The organism is Streptomyces sp. NPDC093801, from assembly GCF_040701585.1.
Lineage (GTDB): Bacteria > Actinomycetota > Actinomycetes > Streptomycetales > Streptomycetaceae > Streptomyces.
Genome location: NZ_JBFBDP010000021.1, coordinates 43776 through 61942 on the forward strand (window position 1 = coordinate 43776; position 18167 = coordinate 61942).

Below are 18167 nucleotides of genomic sequence, written 5' to 3' on the forward strand. Positions count from 1 at the left end.
GCAGGCCGCCGAGCAGCGGCGGACCGGCCGCCCGCCCCGCCGGACGGCGACGGGAGGCGGCCCCGCCCCGGCCGGGGCGGCACGCCGGCCCCCGCCGCTGCGGACCTCCCTGTCGGGGGCCACTGTGTCGGGGCCCCGCCCGGCGGGGCTGCGGGGACGCGTCCGGGCGAGTACGGCTCGGTGGCCGAGGGCCCCGGGTGACCTGCCGGCGGGGCCCCGCCGGTGCGGGGCCCTCGTCGTCAGCGGGTCTCGGGGCCGGCCAGGTGGCGGGCGATGACCATGCGCTGGATCTGGTTCGTGCCCTCCACGATCTGGAGCACCTTGGCCTCGCGCATCAGCCGCTCCACCGGGAAGTCCGCGGTGTAACCGTAGCCGCCGAGGATCTGCACGGCGTCCGTGGTGACGGCCATCGCCGCGTCGGTGCAGAACAGCTTGGCCATCGCCGCCTGCCGGGAGAACGGCTTGCCGGCGTCGCGCAGCCGTGCGGCCGCGAGGTAGAGCGCCCGGCCCGCCTCGATCTTGGTGGCCATGTCGGCCAGCATGAAGCGCAGCCCCTGGAAGTCGGCGATCGGGTGCCCGAACTGCCTGCGGCCGAGCGCGTAGGAGACGGCCTCGTCGAGGGCGGCCTGGGCGACGCCGATGGCGCAGGCGGCGATCCCGAGCCGGCCCGCGTCGAGGGCGGCCAGCGCGATGGTGAAGCCCTGCCCCTCCTCGCCGATCCGGCGGGCGTCGGGGACGCGCACGCCGTCGAAGTGCAGCTGGGCGGTGGGCGAGCCCTTCATGCCCATCTTCTTCTCGGGGACGGCGGCCGTCAGGCCCTCCGCGTCCCCGGGCACGAGGAAGGCCGTGATGCCCTTGGCGCCGGGGGCGCCGGTACGGGCGAGGACGGTGTAGAAGTCGGCGACGCCGCCGTGGGTGATCCAGGCCTTGGTGCCCGTGATCACCCAGTCGTCGCCGTCGCGGACGGCCTTGGTGGTGAGCGAGGCGGCGTCCGAGCCGGAGGCCGGCTCGGAGAGGCAGTAGGCGCCCAGGAGCCCGCCGCCGAGCATGTCGGGCAGGTGGGCGGCGCGCTGCTCCTTGGTGCCGTAGCCGGCCAGGCCGTGGCAGGCCAGGGAGTGGACGCTGACGCCGAGGCCGACGGTCAGGCGGGCGGCCGCGAGCTCCTCCAGGACCTGGAGGTAGACCTCGTACGGCTGGTCGCCGCCGCCGAACTCGCCGGCGTACGGCAGGCCCAGCAGCCCGGACTCGGAGAGCAGGGTGAAGACCTCGCGGGGGAAGCGCCCGGCGTCCTCCTCCTCGGCGGCCTTGGGGCGGACCTCCCGCTGGGCGATCTCGCGTACGAGCGCGAGGAGGTCCCGGGACTCCTCGGTGGGCAGCTGACGGTCCACCGGCTGCGGGGCGCGGTCGGTCATGGCGGCGCTCTCCTCCCTCGTCGGGCACGGCGGCGACGCGTGAGGTGTGGTACGCGCCGCCGGATCTCGGTGCTCTCACAGCCGATGCTGCCCTCCCGGGTCACGGAAGGGCTCGAACAGCGGCTGCGGCGGCTTGAGTATGCCCGATCAGGCGCTTTACGTCACCGGTACAGGATCCCCATGATCATCCGGGGCACTCGAAGCCTCCTCGGGAGCGACCGGAGGAGCGGGACATTCGGGGACGAGCTCCTCGATCACGGTGAGCGTCGCGCGCAGCTGGCGGACGAGGAGTCCGGCGAGCGCGGCCCGGTCGGGCCGCCCTTCCCCGGCGTCGGAGCCGATCCAGTCGAGGGTGGCGCCCTCCACCCCGGAGAGCCAGCCGACGAGGGCGAGCCGCGCCAGCGGCGGGAGGGCGCGGCGACCGTAGGCGCCCTCGGCGATCGCGGCCAGGAGCTCCTCGCGGACGGCGTCGCGTATCGCGAGGACCTCGGCGTCGGAGCCGACGCCGCCGGTGACGATGGTCCGGTAGGCGGCGTGGTGGTTCTGGGCGTACTGGAGGTAGCCGTCGACGGTGCGGCGCAGCCGCTCGGCGCCCGGGAGTTCGGGCTCGCCGGTGGCGCGGGCGACGAGCTGGGCGACGGAGTCCTCGACGATGGCGAGGTAGTAGCCGCGTTTGCTCTTGAAGTAGTAGTAGACGAGCCCCTTGGCGACGCCCGCGTGCTGGGCGATGTCGTCCATGGAGAGGGCGTCGTACGAGGTGTCGGCGAACAACTTCCGCCCGATCGCTATCAGTTCGGCTCTTCGGACCTGCGATCGGCCGGTCCTGCCGCGCTGTTGACTATTATTCAAATCCGGCCCTAGCCTCGAAGCCTCGAACTGTCTGCCACAGGAATTCCCGCAGTGTACGGGAGGGACCGCATGGGCAAGGACGGCAGGAAGCCCGCCGAAGGCCGGGCGGACCGGAGGAGATCGGCGGCCGGCGCGCTGCCGGCGGTGGCGGCCAGCTGACCGCGGGCGGCCCGACCGGGGAGGTGACCGCCGGCAACCTGGTCATCGACGGCGAGGACCTGGTCGGGGACGCCACCTTCGGCACCGCCCGGATCGGCCGGGACGCCTCCACCCTCGACCAGGCGGACGGGGCGCGGGGCGAGCCGGGGAGGTTCGGCCTCCAGGCCGGGAGCATCGAGGTCCGCGGGGTGCGGTCGCACGCCCGGTCGGCGACCGGCGGCGACTTCGGGCTCAAGGGCCTGCGGCTCGGGGTCGGCATCGACGGGGACACCTGTTCCCCCTGAGGCCTGTCGCCGAAGTCCCGCCGTCGCCCGGAGGGCGGCCCCGCGGCGGGGGCGCCCCTTCTGGGGCGGGCTGCTGCCGGTGCCGAGCGGGGCCGGGCTGCTGCCGGTCCCGCTCTCCCCGCCGATCGTGCCGGTCGGCCTGGGGCCGGGCGGGATCGCGGCCCTCGGGATCGGGACCGCGCCGATCGTCGCGGGGCTGTTCCTCCGGTACCGGCCGCAGGCCCGGGCCTACGTCCCGGTCCACGCCCTGCTGCTGTCGGTGCTGTCCTTCGTGGTGACCGACCTGGGCGGGTTCCTCGTCGGCGCCCCTGCCGGGCATCGCGGGCTGGCCGCCCGCTCCCCGGAGCTGCGCGGGGACGTCGCGCCGTACCTGACGCGTTCGGCGGGTGCATCGAGGGGCTGCCGTGCCTGGCGTTCAGCCCGGACGGACTGCCGGCTCCGCCGGTGATCCCGCCGTTCGCCTCCATGACCCGGGTCGGCGCGGAGCAGGCCCTGGTCACCGCCGAGGTGATCGTCACCGACGGGCTGCGGCGGGTGGCGTCCTGACGCCGGCCGGGCCGCGGAGGGGCTAGAGCCAGCCGAGACGGGTGACGAGCATGGCCACGACGACCACGAGCGTCCAGCCGAGGACGTGCTCCAGCCAGGCGGATTCCTGCGGGCCTCCGGTGCCGACGAGGCGGCGGGCGCGGGCGGTGAGGGCGGCGGTGTGTGCGGTCATGCCGTCCAATGTGCCAGCGTTCGCGGCATTCGCGGTATATGGCGAGGGTCACACGCCACCGGGCCCCGGCGGCCTCCGGGAGGGGAGGCGGTGCCGGGGCCCGGCAGGGGCGCGTGGCGGTCAGGTGGTCGTGTGGGTCGCGCGCGGGCGCCCGCCGAGGGAGACCATCGCGAGGCCGAGGCACAGGGCGACCGCGCCGGTGATCACGTTGCTGACGACGCTGCGGGTGGTGTCCATCGCTCCGGCCATCACCCAGGGGGCCACGATGGTCCAGGCCCCGATCGCGACCGCGGTCCAGGCCATCGCGTGCGTGCGCTCGTAGGCCGACCCCATACCGCCCATGCACAGGCAGTAGGCCGCCCCCGCGATGAGGTTGTTGATGGCCAGCGGGCTCAGCGCGCTGAACCCCGCGATCCACGCCGAAGCGGCCAGGTAGAGGCCCGTGATCAGGGCCAGCGCCTCCACGGCCTGCGCGGCCGGGGTGCTCGTCACCCGCTCGAACCGAGTGCGCATCTCGGCAAGGTCCGGGTGGTGTTCGATGCTCGAATGGGTCGTCATGGTGCGCCGCCTCCTGTGAGAAGCCTTATATGCGCTTTATGCCCATATTCAACCGGTTAAGCCCTTCGTGTGGGCGGATGTTCGAAGGGATTTCCCCTCACAGGACCCCGACCCGGCGCAGCGCGGCGATCTGCGCCTGCGTCGGCCGGGACGGGGCGTACAGGTAGCAGACCCCGCCGCTGCCGGAGACGGTCTTGCCGTCGGCGTTGCGGCGTTTGGTGCGCAGCCAGACGTTCTCCCATTCCCGGCGCTTGTAGACGCGGCGGACGGAGGCGTTGTCCGCCGAGTTCGGGTCGTTGGCGACGACGTCCCCGGCGGCGGTGAAGCCGATCACGGTCATCAGGTGGCCCGCGGTGCCGTAGCCCGCGCCGGTGAGTTCCTCCCGGCGGAAGGACTGGGAGGTGATGGCCGGGATGCCGGCCGCGACCAGGGTCTCCAGGTCGGCGAGGGAGCCGAGCCGGGTCACGACGCCGGCCAGGTCGGGGTAGGTGGCGGCGTAGGCGGCGTTGAAGGGCCAGTTGCCGCAGCCCTTGTAGGCGGCGTCGTAGGTGGAGCGGGCCGCGTGGCAGACCTGGGGGTCGGCGTACCCGGGGGCGACCCAGGCCAGGGAGGCGGCACTGGGCCTGCGGCCCCAGTACTCGATGACCATCTGGGAGGAGGTGGGGCTGCACCAGGCCTCGCCGCCGTTGTCGTACTCCGGGTACTGGCCGGTGTGCACCTCCTGCGAGTAGCGCGGGACCGTCAGCTCGTGGGCCCTGCCGGAGGGGGCGGAGGCCGGGACGGTGAAGCGGTCCGGGACGTCGGAGGCCATCGCCCCGGCCAGCCACACCGTGGGGCCCCGGCCGGAGCCGGGCTCGCGGTGGAGGGTCAGCCGCAGCTGCCAGTGCGTGATCCGCAGTCCCGCCGCCGCGGCCGGGGCGTCGACGGCCAGGGTGTCGGTCCAGACGGTGGTCCGGCCGTCGGTCTGGCCGTCGACCGAGGTGCGGCGGATGTCGCCGTCCCCGGCCGCCCAGCGGCCCATCACGTACCAGGGGCCCACCGTCCCGTCCGGGTAGGTGACGCGCAGCTCGGTCTGGATCCAGGTGCCGGCCGGGGTGCGGGCGTTCCACGAGGCGATGGCCTCGGTGGCGGGGACGGCGCAGCGGTGCACCGGGGAGGTCCAGGTGGCGTACTCCCAGGCCGACTTCCGGCCGGTGTGCGGGTCGGTGTACTCGGTGCGGCCGGCCGGGGCCGCGATCTCCAGGCCCGGGCGGGCGCCGTCGACGGCGGTGGTGCCGCGGTGCGTGCCGGCCCGCCAGTGGGCGTGCGCGTACCAGAACCGGTTGTCCACCGTCGCGGCCCCCGCGGCGGCGGCGCCCGCGGCGGAGCCGGAGGCGCGGTCCGGCTCCGGCCCGGGGGCCTCCGGGCCGGGCCCGTCCGCGCCGGCTGCGGAGGCCCGGCCCGCGGGCAGGGAGGCCGCGGTGGCCGCGGCGAGGACGACGGCCAGCAGGGCCCGGCGTGGCGTGGGTGCGGTCATCGGCGTGGCCCCCAGGGGTCGGTGCGGTGGATCGACTGGTCCACCCTTCCAGTTCCCGGTGGCGGTGCGGCGAAGCGCGGGGCCGTGTCGCGGCCGGGGCGCCCGGGGGACATACGCTGGCCGGGTGGAAGCACAGCAGTCACTGGAGTCGCTCGCGCGGGAGCTCGCCGCCCTGCCGCCCTCCCTGGGCCCCGTCCGGCTGGTCGGGGTCGACGGGCACGCGGGGTCGGGGAAGAGCACCTTCGCGGACCGGCTGGCCGCCGCCCTGGGCGGCGCGCCGGTGCTCCACCTGGACGACGTGGCCACCCACACCGAGCTGTTCGACTGGTGGGGGCGGCTGCGGGCCCAGGTGGTGGAGCCGCTGGCCGCCGGGCGGCCCGCGCACTGGACCCCGTACGACTGGGCCGGGCGCCGCTTCGGCCCCGAGCGGGTGCTGGAGCCCGCGCCGGTGCTGCTCGTCGAGGGGGTCGGGGCCGGGCGGCGGGCGCTGCGCCCGCATCTGGCGCGGCTGCTGTGGATGGAGACCCCCCGCGAGACCTCATGGGACCGGGGGCGCAGGAGGGACGGGCGCGAACTCTCCGGTTTCTGGGACGGATGGGAGCGCGCCGAGCTCGCGCACTTCTCCCGCGACCCTTCGCGCCCCTTCGCGGACACCTTGGTGCACCAGAGCAGTACGGGATACGAGTGGACTTCCGGGATTTCTGCGACGCCTGGAGCGCTCTCCGCGCTCACCGACCGTGACGGACTCCCCCAGGCCTGAGCCGCCCCGCTCGACAGACCCCGGAGGGCTGTCCCGACCCGCTTGACCCGGGCCCGGATGCGGCCTTACGTTCTGAATGCGCGGTCTGCGAAGGCCGCCGCGGACGCGAAGCCCCCGGTTGTTCCCCCGTGATCGGGGGCTTCGTTCTGCCCGGAGCCGGTCGCGGCGGGGTGCGGGGCGAGCCGCTCCGCCCACCATCCCTCACCCTGAGTCACCGTTCGACTGCGGGGCAGACTTCCGACCCGTGTCCACCGCACCCTGGGTAAGGTGCGTCACCGCAGGTACGATGCAGCCCTGATTCATCGGCCGGGTGGACAACTCGCGCGCTCGGCGCGGGGGTTGCCGCGTGCCACGGGCAGGCTTGTGGGGGACGTGATGGACTTCGGCATGCCGGGCGGCGCACACGCCCCGGCCGAACTCGCCTGGCTGCGCGGGGTCGACGCCTGCACCATGGGCGCCTACCCGCAGGCCGAGGAGGAATTCCGCACGGCCGTCGGCCTGGACCCGTCGATGGCCGACGCCTGGCTGGGACTGCACGCGCTGCGCGCGGACACCACCAACGCCTTACTGCGCATGTACGCCCACCGTGACCGCTTCGGCGAGCAGCGCACCCGGCACCGGCGGACCCTGAACTCCTGGTACTGGCTGGGCTGGTGGGTGCAACCGGTGCTGGAGAGCCGGCGGGACCTGCTGCTGGCCCACGCCTCGCACTGGCTGGACGGCCGCCACGTCCCCGAGCTCGACCAGGCCCTGGCGGCGCTGCCCCCGGTGGACACCGATCCGCAGGTGCGCTTCCTGCACGCCTGCCGGGCCTACCTGGTCAAGGACTGGGAGCAGCTCGTACGGCACACCGAGCCGCTGGTGCACGATCCGCTGCTGGGCATCGAGGCGGGGCTCTTCGGCGGGATGGCCCGGGTCCGGCTGGAGATGTACGGACAGGCGGAGCCGATGCTCTCGGCGGCGCTGATGCGCTGCCGCAGCGAGCAGCCCCAGCGCAAGGAGCTGCGGTACTGGCTGGCGCGGGCCCGCGAGGGCACCGGGCGCAGCGCGGCGGCACTGCCCCTGTACCGGGCCGTGCACCGGGTGGACCCGGCCTTCATGGACACGGCGGCGCGGCTGACGGCCATCGAGGACAGCACCGACCCCGACGACATGGCCGGGATGGCGGACGCCGCCGGGTACGCCGGGTACGGCGGCCACCTGTCCGAGGGCTTCGCCGGGCACGGGCTCTCCCCGGTCGGCGGGGACTACGCGGCCGTGGCCTCGCTGGGCGGCGGGCCCGTCCAGGACGTGGCCCCGGACGGGCAGGTGGACGCCGACCCGCCGACGCCCGGGGAGCCGCCGGACCCGCGCTTCGGGCCGCCGGCCGGGACGGGCCGGCTGGAGGGCGTACGGCACAAGGCGACCCTCCCCGCGCAGGGCGCGCCCGCCGGACTGCCCGCCGGGCCGGCCGATCCGCGGGCCCTGGCCGAGGCCCTCGCCGAGCTGGAGCGGATGGTGGGCCTGGAGCCGGTGAAGCGGCAGGTGAAGGCCCTCTCGGCGCAGCTGCACATGGCCCGGCTGCGGGCGGCGCAGGGACTCCCGGTACAGCCGCCGAAGCGGCACTTCGTCTTCTCGGGACCGTCGGGGACGGGCAAGACCACCGTGGCCCGGATCCTCGGGCGGGTGTTCTACGCGCTGGGGCTGCTCGGCGGCGACCACCTGGTGGAGGCGCAACGGGCCGACCTCGTCGGGGAGTTCCTCGGCCAGACCGCGGTCAAGGCGAACGACCTGATCGACTCGGCGATCGGCGGGGTGCTGTTCGTGGACGAGGCGTACAGCCTGTCCAACTCCGGCTACAGCAAGGGCGACGCGTACGGGGACGAGGCCCTCCAGGTACTGCTCAAGCGTGCCGAGGACAACCGGGACCACCTGGTGGTGATCCTGGCGGGCTATCCGGCCGGGATGGACCGGCTGCTGGCCGCCAACCCCGGGCTGTCCTCGCGGTTCACCAGCCGGGTGGACTTCCCGAGCTACCGGCCGGCCGAGCTGACCGCCATCGGCGGGGTGCTGGCGGACGCGAACGGGGACTGCTGGGACGAGGAGGCCCTGGAGGAGCTCCGCAGCATCAGCGGGCACGTGGTGGAGCAGGGCTGGATCGACGAGCTCGGCAACGGCCGCTTCCTGCGCACCCTGTACGAGAAGAGCTGCGCCTACCGCGACCTGCGGCTGGCGGGCTTCGCCGGCGAGCCCTCGCGCGAGGACCTGGCGACGCTGCGGCTGGCGGACCTGATGCAGGCGTACGGGGAGGTCCTGTCGGGGCGGGGGCCCCAGGAACGGCCGGAGTCGCCGCCGCTGTAGCCCGGCCGGGCCGTCAGGGGACGTGCGGGCCCGCGCGGACGACGGCCTGGTCCCCCCGGGGGCCGAACAGGTGCAGGATCTCCACGGCGTCCCCGTCGGCCGGGCCGAACCAGTGGGGCCGGGCGGTGTCGAACTCGGCCACCTCGCCGGGGCTCAGGACGTGCTCCTCGTCCCCGAGGAGCAGGCGCAGCCGCCCCGCGAGGACGTAGCACCACTCGTAGCCCTCGTGGGTCACCAGCCTGGGCTCGCGCGGGGTCAGGACCTGTTTGAAGACCTGGATCCGGCCCGGGTAGCGGGTCAGCGGGACGATGACGGTGCCGTGCTTGCCGACGGGTTCCAGGTGGACCCGGGGGTCGCCGGTCGCCGGGGCGCCGACCAGCTGGTCGAGCGCGACGCGGTGCGCCCGGGCGAGCGGGAGGAGCAGCTCCAGGGCGGGGCGGCGCTTGCCGGACTCCAGGCGGGAGAGGGTGCTCACCGAGATACCGGTGGCGGAGGCCAGGGCCTCCAGGGTGAGGCCGCGGTCCCGGCGGAGGGTGCGGAGGCGGGGGCCGATGGCGTCGATGACCTGTTCCGTGTCCGGGTCCACGGGTCCATTCTGCCGGGTGCCGTCTGCCGGGTGCCGGCTTCGGGTGCCGGCTTCGGGTGCCGGCTTCGGGTGAGCGGGCCGCGGCGCGGAGCCGTCTCCTGCGCCGGGCGGGCTGGAATCGCCCTGTGGGCGATTCCAGCCCGCCGGCGTTCGGGGCGCGGGGGGTCCGGGGGCGGAGCCCCCCCGGCAACGGGGGTCAGGCGGTCAGGCGGTCAGGGCGGATTCCCGGTGGCGGCGGGCCGGGACGCGGTGGGCGGGGTCGCGGACCTCGCCGACCAGCATCTCCAGGACGTCCTCCAGGGCGACCAGGCCCAGCACCCGTCCGGCCGGGTCGGCGACCTGGGCCAGATGGGTGGCGTCCCGCCGCATCACGCTGAGGGCGTCGTCGAGCGGGAGGGTCGAGCACAGGGTGGTCATCCGGCGCCAGACCCGCTGGGGCACGGCCCGCTCCCGGTCCTCCAGGTCCAGGACGTCCTTGACGTGGAGGTAGCCCATGAAGGCCCCGCTGTCGGAGCGGACCGGGAAGCGCGAGTAGCCGGTGCGCACGGTCAGCTGCTCGATCTGGCGGGGCGTGACGGCCGGGCCGACGGTGACGAGCCGGCCCGGGGCCAGCAGGACGTCGGTGACCGGGCGGCTGCCCAGCTCCAGGGCGTCCTCCAGGCGCTCCTGCTCGACCGGTTCGAGGAGCCCGGCCTGCCGGGAGTCCTCGACGAGCCGGCCGAGCTGCGCACTGGTGTAGACGGCCTCGACCTCGTCCTTGGGCTCCACCTTGAAGAGCCGCAGGACGAGCGCGGCGCAGGCGCCCAGGGCGGTGGTGACCGGCCCGCAGACGCGGGCGAAGGCCACCAGGCCGGGGCTGAACCACAGGGCGGTCTTCTCGGGGGCGGCCATGGCGAGGTTCTTGGGGACCATCTCGCCGATGACCAGGTGCAGGAAGACCACGGCGGCCAGCGCAACGGCGTAGCCCAGCGGGTGGACCAGTCCCCGGGGGACGTGGACGGCCTCGAAGACGGGCTCCAGCAGCCGGGCCACGGTGGGCTCGGCGACCGCGCCGAGGGTGAGCGAGCACAGGGTGATGCCGAACTGGGCGGCGGCCATCATGCGCGGCAGGTTCTCCAGGCCGTACAGCGCCTGCCGGGCCCGCTTGGAGCCGGCGGCCAGGGGTTCGATCTGGCTGCGGCGGACGGAGACGAGCGCGAACTCGGCGCCGACGAAGAAGCCGTTGGCCAGGACCAGGAGCAGGGCGAAGACCAGTTGGAGGGCGTTCATCGGGCGGCGCCTTCCAGCTGCTCGCTGCGCTGCCGCCCGGCGGTGCGGGCGGGCTGCGGGACGGCCTCGGCGGCGGTGTGCGCCGCGGCCGTCAGGCGGACCAGCCGGACCCGCTCTGCGCGGTTGCGCCGGACCTGACGCACGGACAGCTTCCAGCCGGGCAGCTCGGCCCGGTCCCCGGGGGCGGGGATCCGGCCCAGGAGGTCGGCGACGAGGCCGGCGACGGTCTCGTACGGGCCCTCGGGCACCTCCAGGCCTATGCGGCGCAGGGTGTGCACGCGGCAGCTGCCGTCGGCCTCCCAGGAGGGACGGCCGTCCTCGGCGGGGACCGCGGCCAGCTCGGGGCTGTCGTCCTCGGCGAGGTCGTGCTCGTCGCGGACCTCGCCGACGAGTTCCTCCACGATGTCCTCCAGGGTCACCACGCCGGCGGTGCCGCCGTACTCGTCGACCACCACGGCCATCGGCTGTTCGCTGCGCAGGCGCTCCAGCAGCGGCTGCACCGGCAGGGAGCCGGGCACCAGCAGCGGGGCGACGCAGATCCGGCCGACGGTCGTGCGGGCGCGCTCGGACTCGCGCACGGCGAGGGCGTCCTTGAGGTGGACGACGCCGGTGATCTCGTCGATGCGCTCGCGGTAGACCGGGAAGCGGGACAGCCCGGTGGCGCGGGTCAGGTTCAGGACGTCGGCCGCGGTGGCCGAGTCCTGGAGGGCGCTGACCTTCACGCGGGGGGTCATGACGTGCTGGGCGGTGAGCTCGCCCAGCGAGAGGGTCCGTACGAAGAGGTCGGCGGTGTCCTGTTCGAGGGCGCCGGCCTGGGCCGAATGGCGGACCAGGGAGACCAGTTCGCCGGGAGTGCGGGCGGAGGCCATCTCCTCGGCGGGCTCGACGCCGAGCGCCCGCACGAGGCGGTTCGCGACGGAGTTGAGGCCGGCGATGACGGGCCGCAGGGCCCGGGAGAAGGCCTGCTGGGGGCCGGCCACGAACCTCGCCACCTGGAGCGGCTTGGAGACCGCCCAGTTCTTCGGGACGAGCTCGCCGACGACCATCTGGACGGCGGAGGCGAGCAGCATGCCGATGAGGACGGCGGCGCCGGGGACGGCTCCCGCGGGCAGGCCGGTCGCGGCGAGGGGCCCCGACAGCAGCGCGGCGAGGGCCGGCTCGGCGAGCATGCCGACGACGAGGGAGGTGATGGTGATGCCGAGCTGGGTGCCGGAGAGCTGGAAGGACAGCTCCCGCAGGGCTTCGACCACCGTGCGGGCACGGCGGTCACCGTCGGCTGCGGCCCGTTCGGCCTCGGGCTTCTCGACCGTGACGAGGCCGAACTCGGCCGCCACGAAGAAACCGTTGGCGAGGATCAGGGCGAATGCCGCCACGAGCAGGAGTAGCGGGATGGTCATGCCGCCGCCTCCACGGGGAGGGCGGCGCGGGTACTACCGGACGATCCGTCCATTGCTGGAGGGAGTCACTCCTCTGGTCGCAGGTGCCCACGGGCCACGGGGTCCCGGGGCGGGTGGGTGGGCGCAGTGGTGCGCCGCCCCACCAGGGTAGTCATTGAGATCGCCGCCGCAATGGGACGCAGCGACGGGGTCCCGCCGTCAGTCGCCGACGGTGCCGGTCCCCCGGGTCTCGGCGAGGGCGCGCAGGGCGCGGGCGTCTCTGATGGCGCGTGCCTTGGCGATGCCGGGCTGGATGCCCAGGGCGGGCAGGCTGGTGCCGTCGTTCAGGTCGAGGAACAGCCACGGGTCGCCGGGGCGGAGGTTGACGCGCAGGATCTGCGCCCACTCCAGGCGGCGGGTGGTGGTGAGGTTGACCACGGTGACCCCGGCCTCGTCGGCGACCACCTTGGGGCGGCTGAGCAGGACGAGGACGGAGCCCATCAGGACGGCGGTGACGATGAAGCTGACCCGCTCCCCGGGGCCGAGGTTCTCCAGGAGCAGCGCGATCGCCGTGATGGTGGCGAACATGACGAGGCCGACGCTCAGCAGCACCGCCCGGGTACGGTTCGGCCGGAAGGTGACCGGGAGTTCGGGCAGGACGGGCTGGGCGGCGGACTCGCTCATGGTGCGGTGAAGCCTTCTGGGGATGGCGTACGGGAGGCGGCGGGCGGCCCGGCCGGGTGACCGGGCCGGGCCGAACGGCCTAGAGGCGGCAGGCGTGGATCGAGGTGGTGAGGATCGCGCGCGCGCCGAGCTCGTACAGGTCGTCCATGATCCGCTGGGCCTCCTTGGCGGGGACCATGGCGCGGACCGCGACCCAGCCCTCGTTGTGGAGGGGCGAGATGGTCGGCGACTCCAGGCCCGGGGTGAGGGCGACCGCGCGCTCCAGGTGCTCGGCGCGGCAGTCGTAGTCCATCATCACGTAGCTGCGGGCCACGAGGACGCCCTGGAGGCGGCGCAGGAACTGCCCGACCTTCGGGTCGTCGTCGCCGGCGCCGGTGCGGCGGATGACGGTCGCCTCGGACTTGAGGATGGGCTCGCCGATGACTTCCAGGCCGGCATTGCGCAGGCTCGTGCCGGTCTCGACGACGTCGGCGATGACCTGTGCGACGCCGAGCTCGATGGCGGTCTCGACGGCGCCGTCCAGGTGGACGACGGAGGCGTCGACGCCGAGGTCGGCGAGGTGCTTGGCGACGATGCCCTCGTAGGAGGTGGCGATCGTCATCCCGCCGAAGTCCTCGGGGCCCTTCGCGGTGCCGGGCTTGGTGGCGTAGCGGAAGGTGGAGCGGCCGAAGTTCAGCGGCAGGATCTCCTCGGCGTTGGCCCCGGAGTCCAGCAGCAGGTCGCGGCCGGTGATGCCGATGTCGAGCTTGCCCGACGCGACGTAGATCGCGATGTCCTTCGGGCGGAGGTAGAAGAACTCGACCTCGTTGTCGGGGTCGACCGTGACGAGTTCCTTGGACTCCTTGCGCTGGCGGTAGCCGGCCTCATGGAGCATCTCCGACGCCGGTCCGGAGAGCGAACCCTTGTTGGGGACGGCGATGCGCAGCATGGGGCTTCCTTCGTGCGTAGGTGCGTAAGGGGTGGGGGCGGGGGGCCCGGGGTGGAGAGCTCCGGCCTAGAGGTGGGCGTAGACGTCGTCGAGGGAGATCCCGCGCGCGACCATCATCACCTGGACGTGGTAGAGCAGCTGGGAGATCTCCTCGGCGGCGGCGTCCTTGCCCTCGTACTCGGCGGCCATCCAGACCTCGGCGGCCTCCTCGACGATCTTCTTGCCGATGGCATGGACGCCCTTGCCGACGAGCTCGGCGGTGCGGGAGGTGCTGGGGTCGCCGTCGGCGGCCTTGAGCTGGAGCTCGGCGAAGAGCTCTTCGAAGGTCTTAACGGGTGTGTTCGCCATGATGCCCTTAGGGTACGGGTTCACCCGGGCCCCCCGGTGCCGGGGTTCACTCCGTGGACTACCGCCAGGGCTCGCTGACGGTCCGCAGGGTCATGGCGGTGGAGACGGCGGCGGTGACCGCTTCGTGCCCCTTGTCCTCGTTCGAGCCCTCCAGGCCGGCACGGTCCAGCGCCTGCTCGTCGTTGTCGCAGGTCAGGACGCCGAAGCCGACGGGGACCCCAGTGTCGATCGACACCTGGACCAGGCCCTGGGTGACGCCCTGGCAGACGTAGTCGAAGTGCGGGGTGCCGCCGCGGATGACCACGCCGAGGGCGACGACGGCGTCGTAGCCGCGGCCGGCGAGGACCTTGGCGACGACCGGGAGCTCGAAGCTGCCCGGGACGCGCAGCAGGGTGGGCTCGTCGATGCCCAGCTCGTGCAGGGCCCGCAGGGCGCCGTCCACCAGGCCGTCCATGACCTTCTCGTGCCACTGGGCCGCGATCACGGCCACCCGGAGGTCGCCGCAGTTCTTCACGCTCAGTACGGGTGCGCCCTTGCCGCTCACAGCTCTGCTCCTCAGGGGGGCCGGTGGGTACCGGGGTTGACGGGTGTGGGGTTGGGGTGGGGTGGTGCGGGGTGACTACTGGTTCCCGCAGGCGGAGGTGGGCACGGCCCCCTCCAGCCAGGGGAGGTCGTGGCCCATCCGGTCGCGCTTGGTGCGCAGGTAGCGCAGGTTGTGCTCGCCGGCGCCGACCGGCATGGCCTCCCGGCCGGCGACGGAGATGCCGTGGCTCTCCAGGGCGTCGGCCTTGTCGGGGTTGTTGGTCAGCAGCCGTACGGTGCGCACGCCCAGGTCGGCGAGGATCTGGGCGCCGGCTCCGTAGTCGCGGGCGTCGGCGGGCAGGCCCAGCTCCAGGTTGGCGTCCAGGGTGTCGCGTCCGCGCTCCTGGAGCTCGTAGGCGCGCATCTTGGACAGCAGTCCGATGCCGCGGCCCTCGTGCCCGCGCAGGTAGACGATGACCCCGCGGCCCTCGGCCTGGACCCGGGCCATGGCGGCCTGGAGCTGGGGGCCGCAGTCGCAGCGCTGGGACTGGAAGATGTCGCCGGTCAGGCATTCGGAGTGCATCCGGACGAGGACGTCGCGGCCGTCGCCGATCTCCCCGTGGACGAGGGCGACGTGCTCGACGCCGTCGACGGTGGAGCGGTAGCCGTACGCCGTGAACTCGCCGGCGGCGGTCGGCAGGCTGACCTCGGCCTCGCGGCGGACGGTGGGCTCGGCGGAGCGGCGGTAGGCGATCAGGTCCTCGATGGAGATGATCGTCAGCCCGTGCTTTCGGGCGAAGGGGATCAGCTCGGGCAGCCGCAGCATGACCCCGTCCTCGCCGGCGATCTCCACGATGGCGCCGGCGGGGCGCAGGCCCGCGAGGCGGGCGAGGTCGACGGCGGCCTCGGTGTGGCCGTTGCGGACCAGGACCCCGCCGGGCTTGGCGCGCAGCGGGAAGACGTGGCCGGGGCGGACGAAGTCGCCGGCCTCGGAGGCGCCGTTGGCCAGGAGGCGCAGGGTGGTGGCGCGGTCGGCGGCGGAGATGCCGGTGGTGACGCCGTGGGCGGCGCTCGCGTCGACGGAGACGGTGAAGGCGGTCTTCATCGACTCGGTGTTGTCGCGGACCATCTGCGGGAGCTCCAGGCGCTCCAGCTCGGGGCCCTCCATCGGCGCGCAGATCAGGCCCCGGCACTCGCTCATCATGAACGCGATGATCTCGGGGGTGGCCTTCTCGGCGGCGATGACGAGGTCGCCCTCGTTCTCGCGGTCCTCGTCGTCGACGACGACGACGGGGCGGCCGGCGGCGATGTCGCGGATGGCCTGCTCGACGGGGTCGAGGCGGAAGGACTCCTCGGCGTAGGAGTCGGCCGGGTCGGGCACGGGCTTGAGGGCGGGGGTCATGCCGTTGCTCCTTCGAGGGCCGGGGCGGGGGTGGTGCGCGAGCGCTGGTACCAGTCGTGGGCACCCCAGAGCACGAGGGCTCCGTAGATCACGTAGACGAACGCGGAGAAGGCGTAGCCGCTGGTGAAGGCGAGGGGGACGCCGACGGCGTCGACGAGCAGCCAGGCGAACCAGAACTCGACCAGGCCCTTGGCCTGGGCGTACATGGCGACGATGGTGCCGACGAAGATGTAGGCGTCCGGGAGCGGGTTCCAGGACATCCACGGGTAGAGGGTGAAGAGGCCGGTGACGGCGAGGGTGCCGACGGCGGCGGCGCCGAGCAGCAGGCCGCGCTCGCGCCAGGTGGCGAAGCGGACGGCGAGGGAGGCGTCCTGGGCCTGCCGCTTGCCGCGGGTCCACTGGGCCCAGCCCCACAGGGCGACGAGCATGACGACGACCTGCTTGCCGGCGTTGCCGGAGAGGTGGCCGGCGGCGAAGGCGACGAAGAGGACGGCCCCGGAGAGGAACTGGGTCGGCCAGGTCCAGATGGAGCGCCGCCAGCCGAGGGCGAGGGCGGCCAGGCCCATGGTGTTGCCGAGGGCGTCGGACCAGATGATCTTCTGGCCGAAGGCGGTGAAGGCTTCGGAGTTCAGCCAGGTCAGGGCGCTCACTTCTGCCCCTCCCCGGCGTGCAGCGGGTTCACGCCGGCGGCGAGCAGGCGCTCGACGTACTTGGCGAGGACGTCGACCTCGAGGTTGACCGGGTCGCCGGGCTGCTTGATGCCCAGGGTGGTCAGCGCGAGGGTGGTGGGGATGAGGCTGATGGTGAAGTGGTCGGCGGCGGCCTCGACGACGGTGAGGCTCACGCCGTCCACCGTGATGGAGCCCTTCTCCACGACGTACCGGGCGAGGTGCGCGGGGAGCGCGACCTTGACGAGCTCCCAGTGCTCGGAGGGGGTGCGGGAGAGGATCTCGCCGGTGCCGTCGACGTGTCCCTGGACCAGGTGCCCGCCGAGGCGGCCGCCGAGGGCCATGGGGCGCTCCAGGTTGACCCGGGAGCCCTCGCCCAGGGCGCCGAGGCTGGAGCGGTTGAGGGTCTCCTGCATGACGTCGGCGGTGAACTCGCCGTCGGCGGTCTCCACGACGGTCAGGCAGACGCCGTTGACGGCGATCGAGTCGCCGTGCTTGGCGCCCTCGGTGACGACCGGGCCGCGCAGGCGGAAGCGGGAGGCCTCGGCGAGCTGCTCGACGGCGGTGACCTCGCCCAGTTCTTCGACGATTCCGGTGAACACTCAGTGCTCCTTGGGGGCGTTGGAGGGGACGGCGGTGATGCGCAGATCGGTGCCGACGCGGACGGCCTCGGTGATGTCGAGGCGTACGGCGTGGGCGATGTTCGTGATGCCGGCGCCGGCGAGGGCCGCGGGGCCGGCGCCGAGGAGGGCCGGGGCGATGTAGCCGACGACGCGGTCGACTGCGCCGGCCTCCAGGAAGGCTCCGGCGAGGGCGGGTCCGCCTTCGAGGAGGACGGAGCGCACCCCGCGGGCGTACAGCTCGGCGAGCAGGCGCGGGACGGGGACGCGGCCGTCGTGCAGGGGCAGCCGCAGGATGTCGGTGCCGCTCAGGTGGCGGGTGTCGGCGTCCTCGCCGGTGACGATCAGGGTGGGGGCCGCGTCGTCGAGGATGCGGGCGGTGGGGGGCAGGCCGGCGCGGGTGTCGAGGGCGACGCGCAGCGGCTGGACGGCCCCGTCGACCCCGCGGACGGCGAGGTGGGGGTCGTCGGTGCGCAGGGTGCCGCCGCCCACGAGGACGGCGTCGGCCTCGGCGCGCAGCCGGTGGACGTCGGCGCGGGAAGCGGCGGAGGTGATCCAGCGGCTGCTGCCGTCCTCGGCGGCGCTGCGGCCGTCGAGGGTGGCGGCGTACTTCCAGGTGACGTGGGGGCGGCCCAGGCGGACGGAGGTGAGCCAGGCGGCGTTGCCCTGCTCGGCCTCGTCGGCGAGCAGGCCCGCCTCGGCCGGGACCCCGGCGGCGCGCAGGGTGGCACCGCCGCCGCTGGCCTGCGGGTTCGGGTCGGAGACGGCGTAGACCACGCGGGCGATCCCGGCGTCGATGAGCGCCTGCGCGCAGGGGCCGGTGCGGCCGGTGTGGTTGCAGGGTTCGAGGGTGACGTAGGCGGTGGCGCCGCGGGCGGCGTCTCCGGCCGCGCGCAGGGCGTGGACCTCGGCGTGCGGACCGCCGGCGCGCTGGTGCCAGCCCTCGCCGACGACGGCGCCCGCGGGGTCGGTGATGACGCAGCCGACGACGGGGTTGGGGCTGGTGGAGCCGAGTCCGCGGGAGGCCAGCTCGATGGCCCGGCGCATCGTGGTGGTGCTCGGGTCGGGTGCTGCCTGCGCGGCGTGTGTCGCCACCGGGTCCTCCTGCCTCATCGGGCACGGACTCCGGGGCCTGTCGGGATACGACAGATGAAGCGGGAAAGCGCAC

20 protein-coding genes are annotated in these 18167 nt (G+C 74.1%); 4 read left to right on the forward strand and 16 right to left on the reverse strand.

Annotation, left to right across the window (positions count from 1 at the left end; all coding sequences use genetic code 11):
• Window positions 1–239: 239 nt before the first annotated feature.
• Complete coding sequence (locus AB0469_RS24180) at window positions 240–1412, reverse strand: acyl-CoA dehydrogenase family protein (RefSeq protein ID WP_366453526.1); 1173 nt, start codon at window positions 1410–1412, stop codon at window positions 240–242.
• Between the two features lie 156 nt (window positions 1413–1568).
• Entirely contained in the window at window positions 1569–2261 is a 693-nt protein-coding gene (locus AB0469_RS24185) for a TetR/AcrR family transcriptional regulator (RefSeq protein ID WP_366453527.1), read from the reverse strand.
• 155 nt (window positions 2262–2416) lie between these two features.
• Between AB0469_RS24185 and AB0469_RS24190 the strand changes: the two genes are divergently transcribed.
• Window positions 2417–2704: a DUF6230 family protein gene (locus AB0469_RS24190; RefSeq protein WP_366453648.1), complete on the forward strand. Its 288-nt coding sequence runs from the start codon at window positions 2417–2419 to the stop codon at window positions 2702–2704.
• 79 nt (window positions 2705–2783) lie between these two features.
• Window positions 2784–3152 carry a DUF6114 domain-containing protein gene (locus AB0469_RS24195; RefSeq protein ID WP_366453528.1) on the forward strand — a complete coding sequence of 123 codons (369 nt, stop codon included), beginning with the start codon at window positions 2784–2786 and terminating at the stop codon, window positions 3150–3152.
• A 120-nt stretch (window positions 3153–3272) separates the two neighbouring features.
• Here the strand turns inward: AB0469_RS24195 and AB0469_RS24200 are convergent, their stop codons facing one another.
• The 3 genes from AB0469_RS24200 to AB0469_RS24210 form a co-directional block, all read right to left on the reverse strand.
• Window positions 3273–3422 (reverse strand): SCO1431 family membrane protein, encoded by a 150-nt coding sequence (locus AB0469_RS24200; protein WP_366453529.1) that lies wholly within the window; start codon window positions 3420–3422, stop codon window positions 3273–3275.
• 120 nt (window positions 3423–3542) lie between these two features.
• Window positions 3543–3980 (reverse strand): SPW repeat protein, encoded by a 438-nt coding sequence (locus AB0469_RS24205; protein WP_366453530.1) that lies wholly within the window; start codon window positions 3978–3980, stop codon window positions 3543–3545.
• Window positions 3981–4077: 97 nt separating this feature from the next.
• On the reverse strand, window positions 4078–5496 hold the full coding sequence (locus AB0469_RS24210) for a peptidase C39 family protein (RefSeq protein WP_366453531.1): 1419 nt from the start codon (window positions 5494–5496) through the stop codon (window positions 4078–4080).
• A 142-nt stretch (window positions 5497–5638) separates the two neighbouring features.
• On the opposite strand from AB0469_RS24210, the gene AB0469_RS24215 reads away from it, so the two are divergent.
• Together AB0469_RS24215 and AB0469_RS24220 are read left to right on the forward strand one after the other, a co-directional pair.
• Window positions 5639–6256 (forward strand): hypothetical protein, encoded by a 618-nt coding sequence (locus AB0469_RS24215; protein ID WP_366453649.1) that lies wholly within the window; start codon window positions 5639–5641, stop codon window positions 6254–6256.
• Window positions 6257–6631: 375 nt separating this feature from the next.
• On the forward strand, window positions 6632–8596 hold the full coding sequence (locus tag AB0469_RS24220) for an AAA family ATPase (protein ID WP_366453532.1): 1965 nt from the start codon (window positions 6632–6634) through the stop codon (window positions 8594–8596).
• Window positions 8597–8609: 13 nt separating this feature from the next.
• Here AB0469_RS24220 and AB0469_RS24225 read toward each other — a convergent pair whose 3' ends face one another.
• The 11 genes from AB0469_RS24225 to ribD form a co-directional block, all read right to left on the reverse strand.
• Window positions 8610–9182: a helix-turn-helix transcriptional regulator gene (locus AB0469_RS24225; protein WP_366453533.1), complete on the reverse strand. Its 573-nt coding sequence runs from the start codon at window positions 9180–9182 to the stop codon at window positions 8610–8612.
• A 204-nt stretch (window positions 9183–9386) separates the two neighbouring features.
• Window positions 9387–10451 carry a hemolysin family protein gene (locus AB0469_RS24230; protein ID WP_366453534.1) on the reverse strand — a complete coding sequence of 355 codons (1065 nt, stop codon included), beginning with the start codon at window positions 10449–10451 and terminating at the stop codon, window positions 9387–9389.
• On the reverse strand, window positions 10448–11848 hold the full coding sequence (locus tag AB0469_RS24235; RefSeq protein WP_366453535.1) for a hemolysin family protein: 1401 nt from the start codon (window positions 11846–11848) through the stop codon (window positions 10448–10450). The genes AB0469_RS24230 and AB0469_RS24235 overlap by 4 nt, the downstream gene beginning before the upstream one ends.
• Window positions 11849–12046: 198 nt before the next feature.
• Window positions 12047–12511: a PH domain-containing protein gene (locus tag AB0469_RS24240; RefSeq protein ID WP_366453536.1), complete on the reverse strand. Its 465-nt coding sequence runs from the start codon at window positions 12509–12511 to the stop codon at window positions 12047–12049.
• Between the two features lie 79 nt (window positions 12512–12590).
• Window positions 12591–13439, reverse strand: coding sequence for an ATP phosphoribosyltransferase (gene hisG / locus AB0469_RS24245; RefSeq protein ID WP_042817357.1), 849 nt, complete (start codon window positions 13437–13439; stop codon window positions 12591–12593).
• Window positions 13440–13505: 66 nt separating this feature from the next.
• Window positions 13506–13787, reverse strand: coding sequence for a phosphoribosyl-ATP diphosphatase (locus AB0469_RS24250; protein ID WP_042817366.1), 282 nt, complete (start codon window positions 13785–13787; stop codon window positions 13506–13508).
• A gap of 58 nt (window positions 13788–13845) precedes the next feature.
• Window positions 13846–14331 (reverse strand): 6,7-dimethyl-8-ribityllumazine synthase, encoded by a 486-nt coding sequence (ribH, locus tag AB0469_RS24255; RefSeq protein ID WP_366453537.1) that lies wholly within the window; start codon window positions 14329–14331, stop codon window positions 13846–13848.
• A 75-nt stretch (window positions 14332–14406) separates the two neighbouring features.
• On the reverse strand, window positions 14407–15711 hold the full coding sequence (locus AB0469_RS24260; RefSeq protein WP_366453538.1) for a bifunctional 3,4-dihydroxy-2-butanone-4-phosphate synthase/GTP cyclohydrolase II: 1305 nt from the start codon (window positions 15709–15711) through the stop codon (window positions 14407–14409).
• A complete protein-coding gene (locus AB0469_RS24265) occupies window positions 15708–16361 on the reverse strand; it encodes a nicotinamide mononucleotide transporter family protein (protein ID WP_366453539.1) in 654 nt (217 codons plus the stop codon). Before AB0469_RS24265 ends, AB0469_RS24260 begins: the two co-directional genes overlap by 4 nt.
• Window positions 16358–16981, reverse strand: coding sequence for a riboflavin synthase (locus AB0469_RS24270; RefSeq protein ID WP_366453540.1), 624 nt, complete (start codon window positions 16979–16981; stop codon window positions 16358–16360). Before AB0469_RS24270 ends, AB0469_RS24265 begins: the two co-directional genes overlap by 4 nt.
• Window positions 16982–18046: a bifunctional diaminohydroxyphosphoribosylaminopyrimidine deaminase/5-amino-6-(5-phosphoribosylamino)uracil reductase RibD gene (gene ribD / locus AB0469_RS24275; protein ID WP_366453650.1), complete on the reverse strand. Its 1065-nt coding sequence runs from the start codon at window positions 18044–18046 to the stop codon at window positions 16982–16984.
• Window positions 18047–18167: the final 121 nt, after the last annotated feature.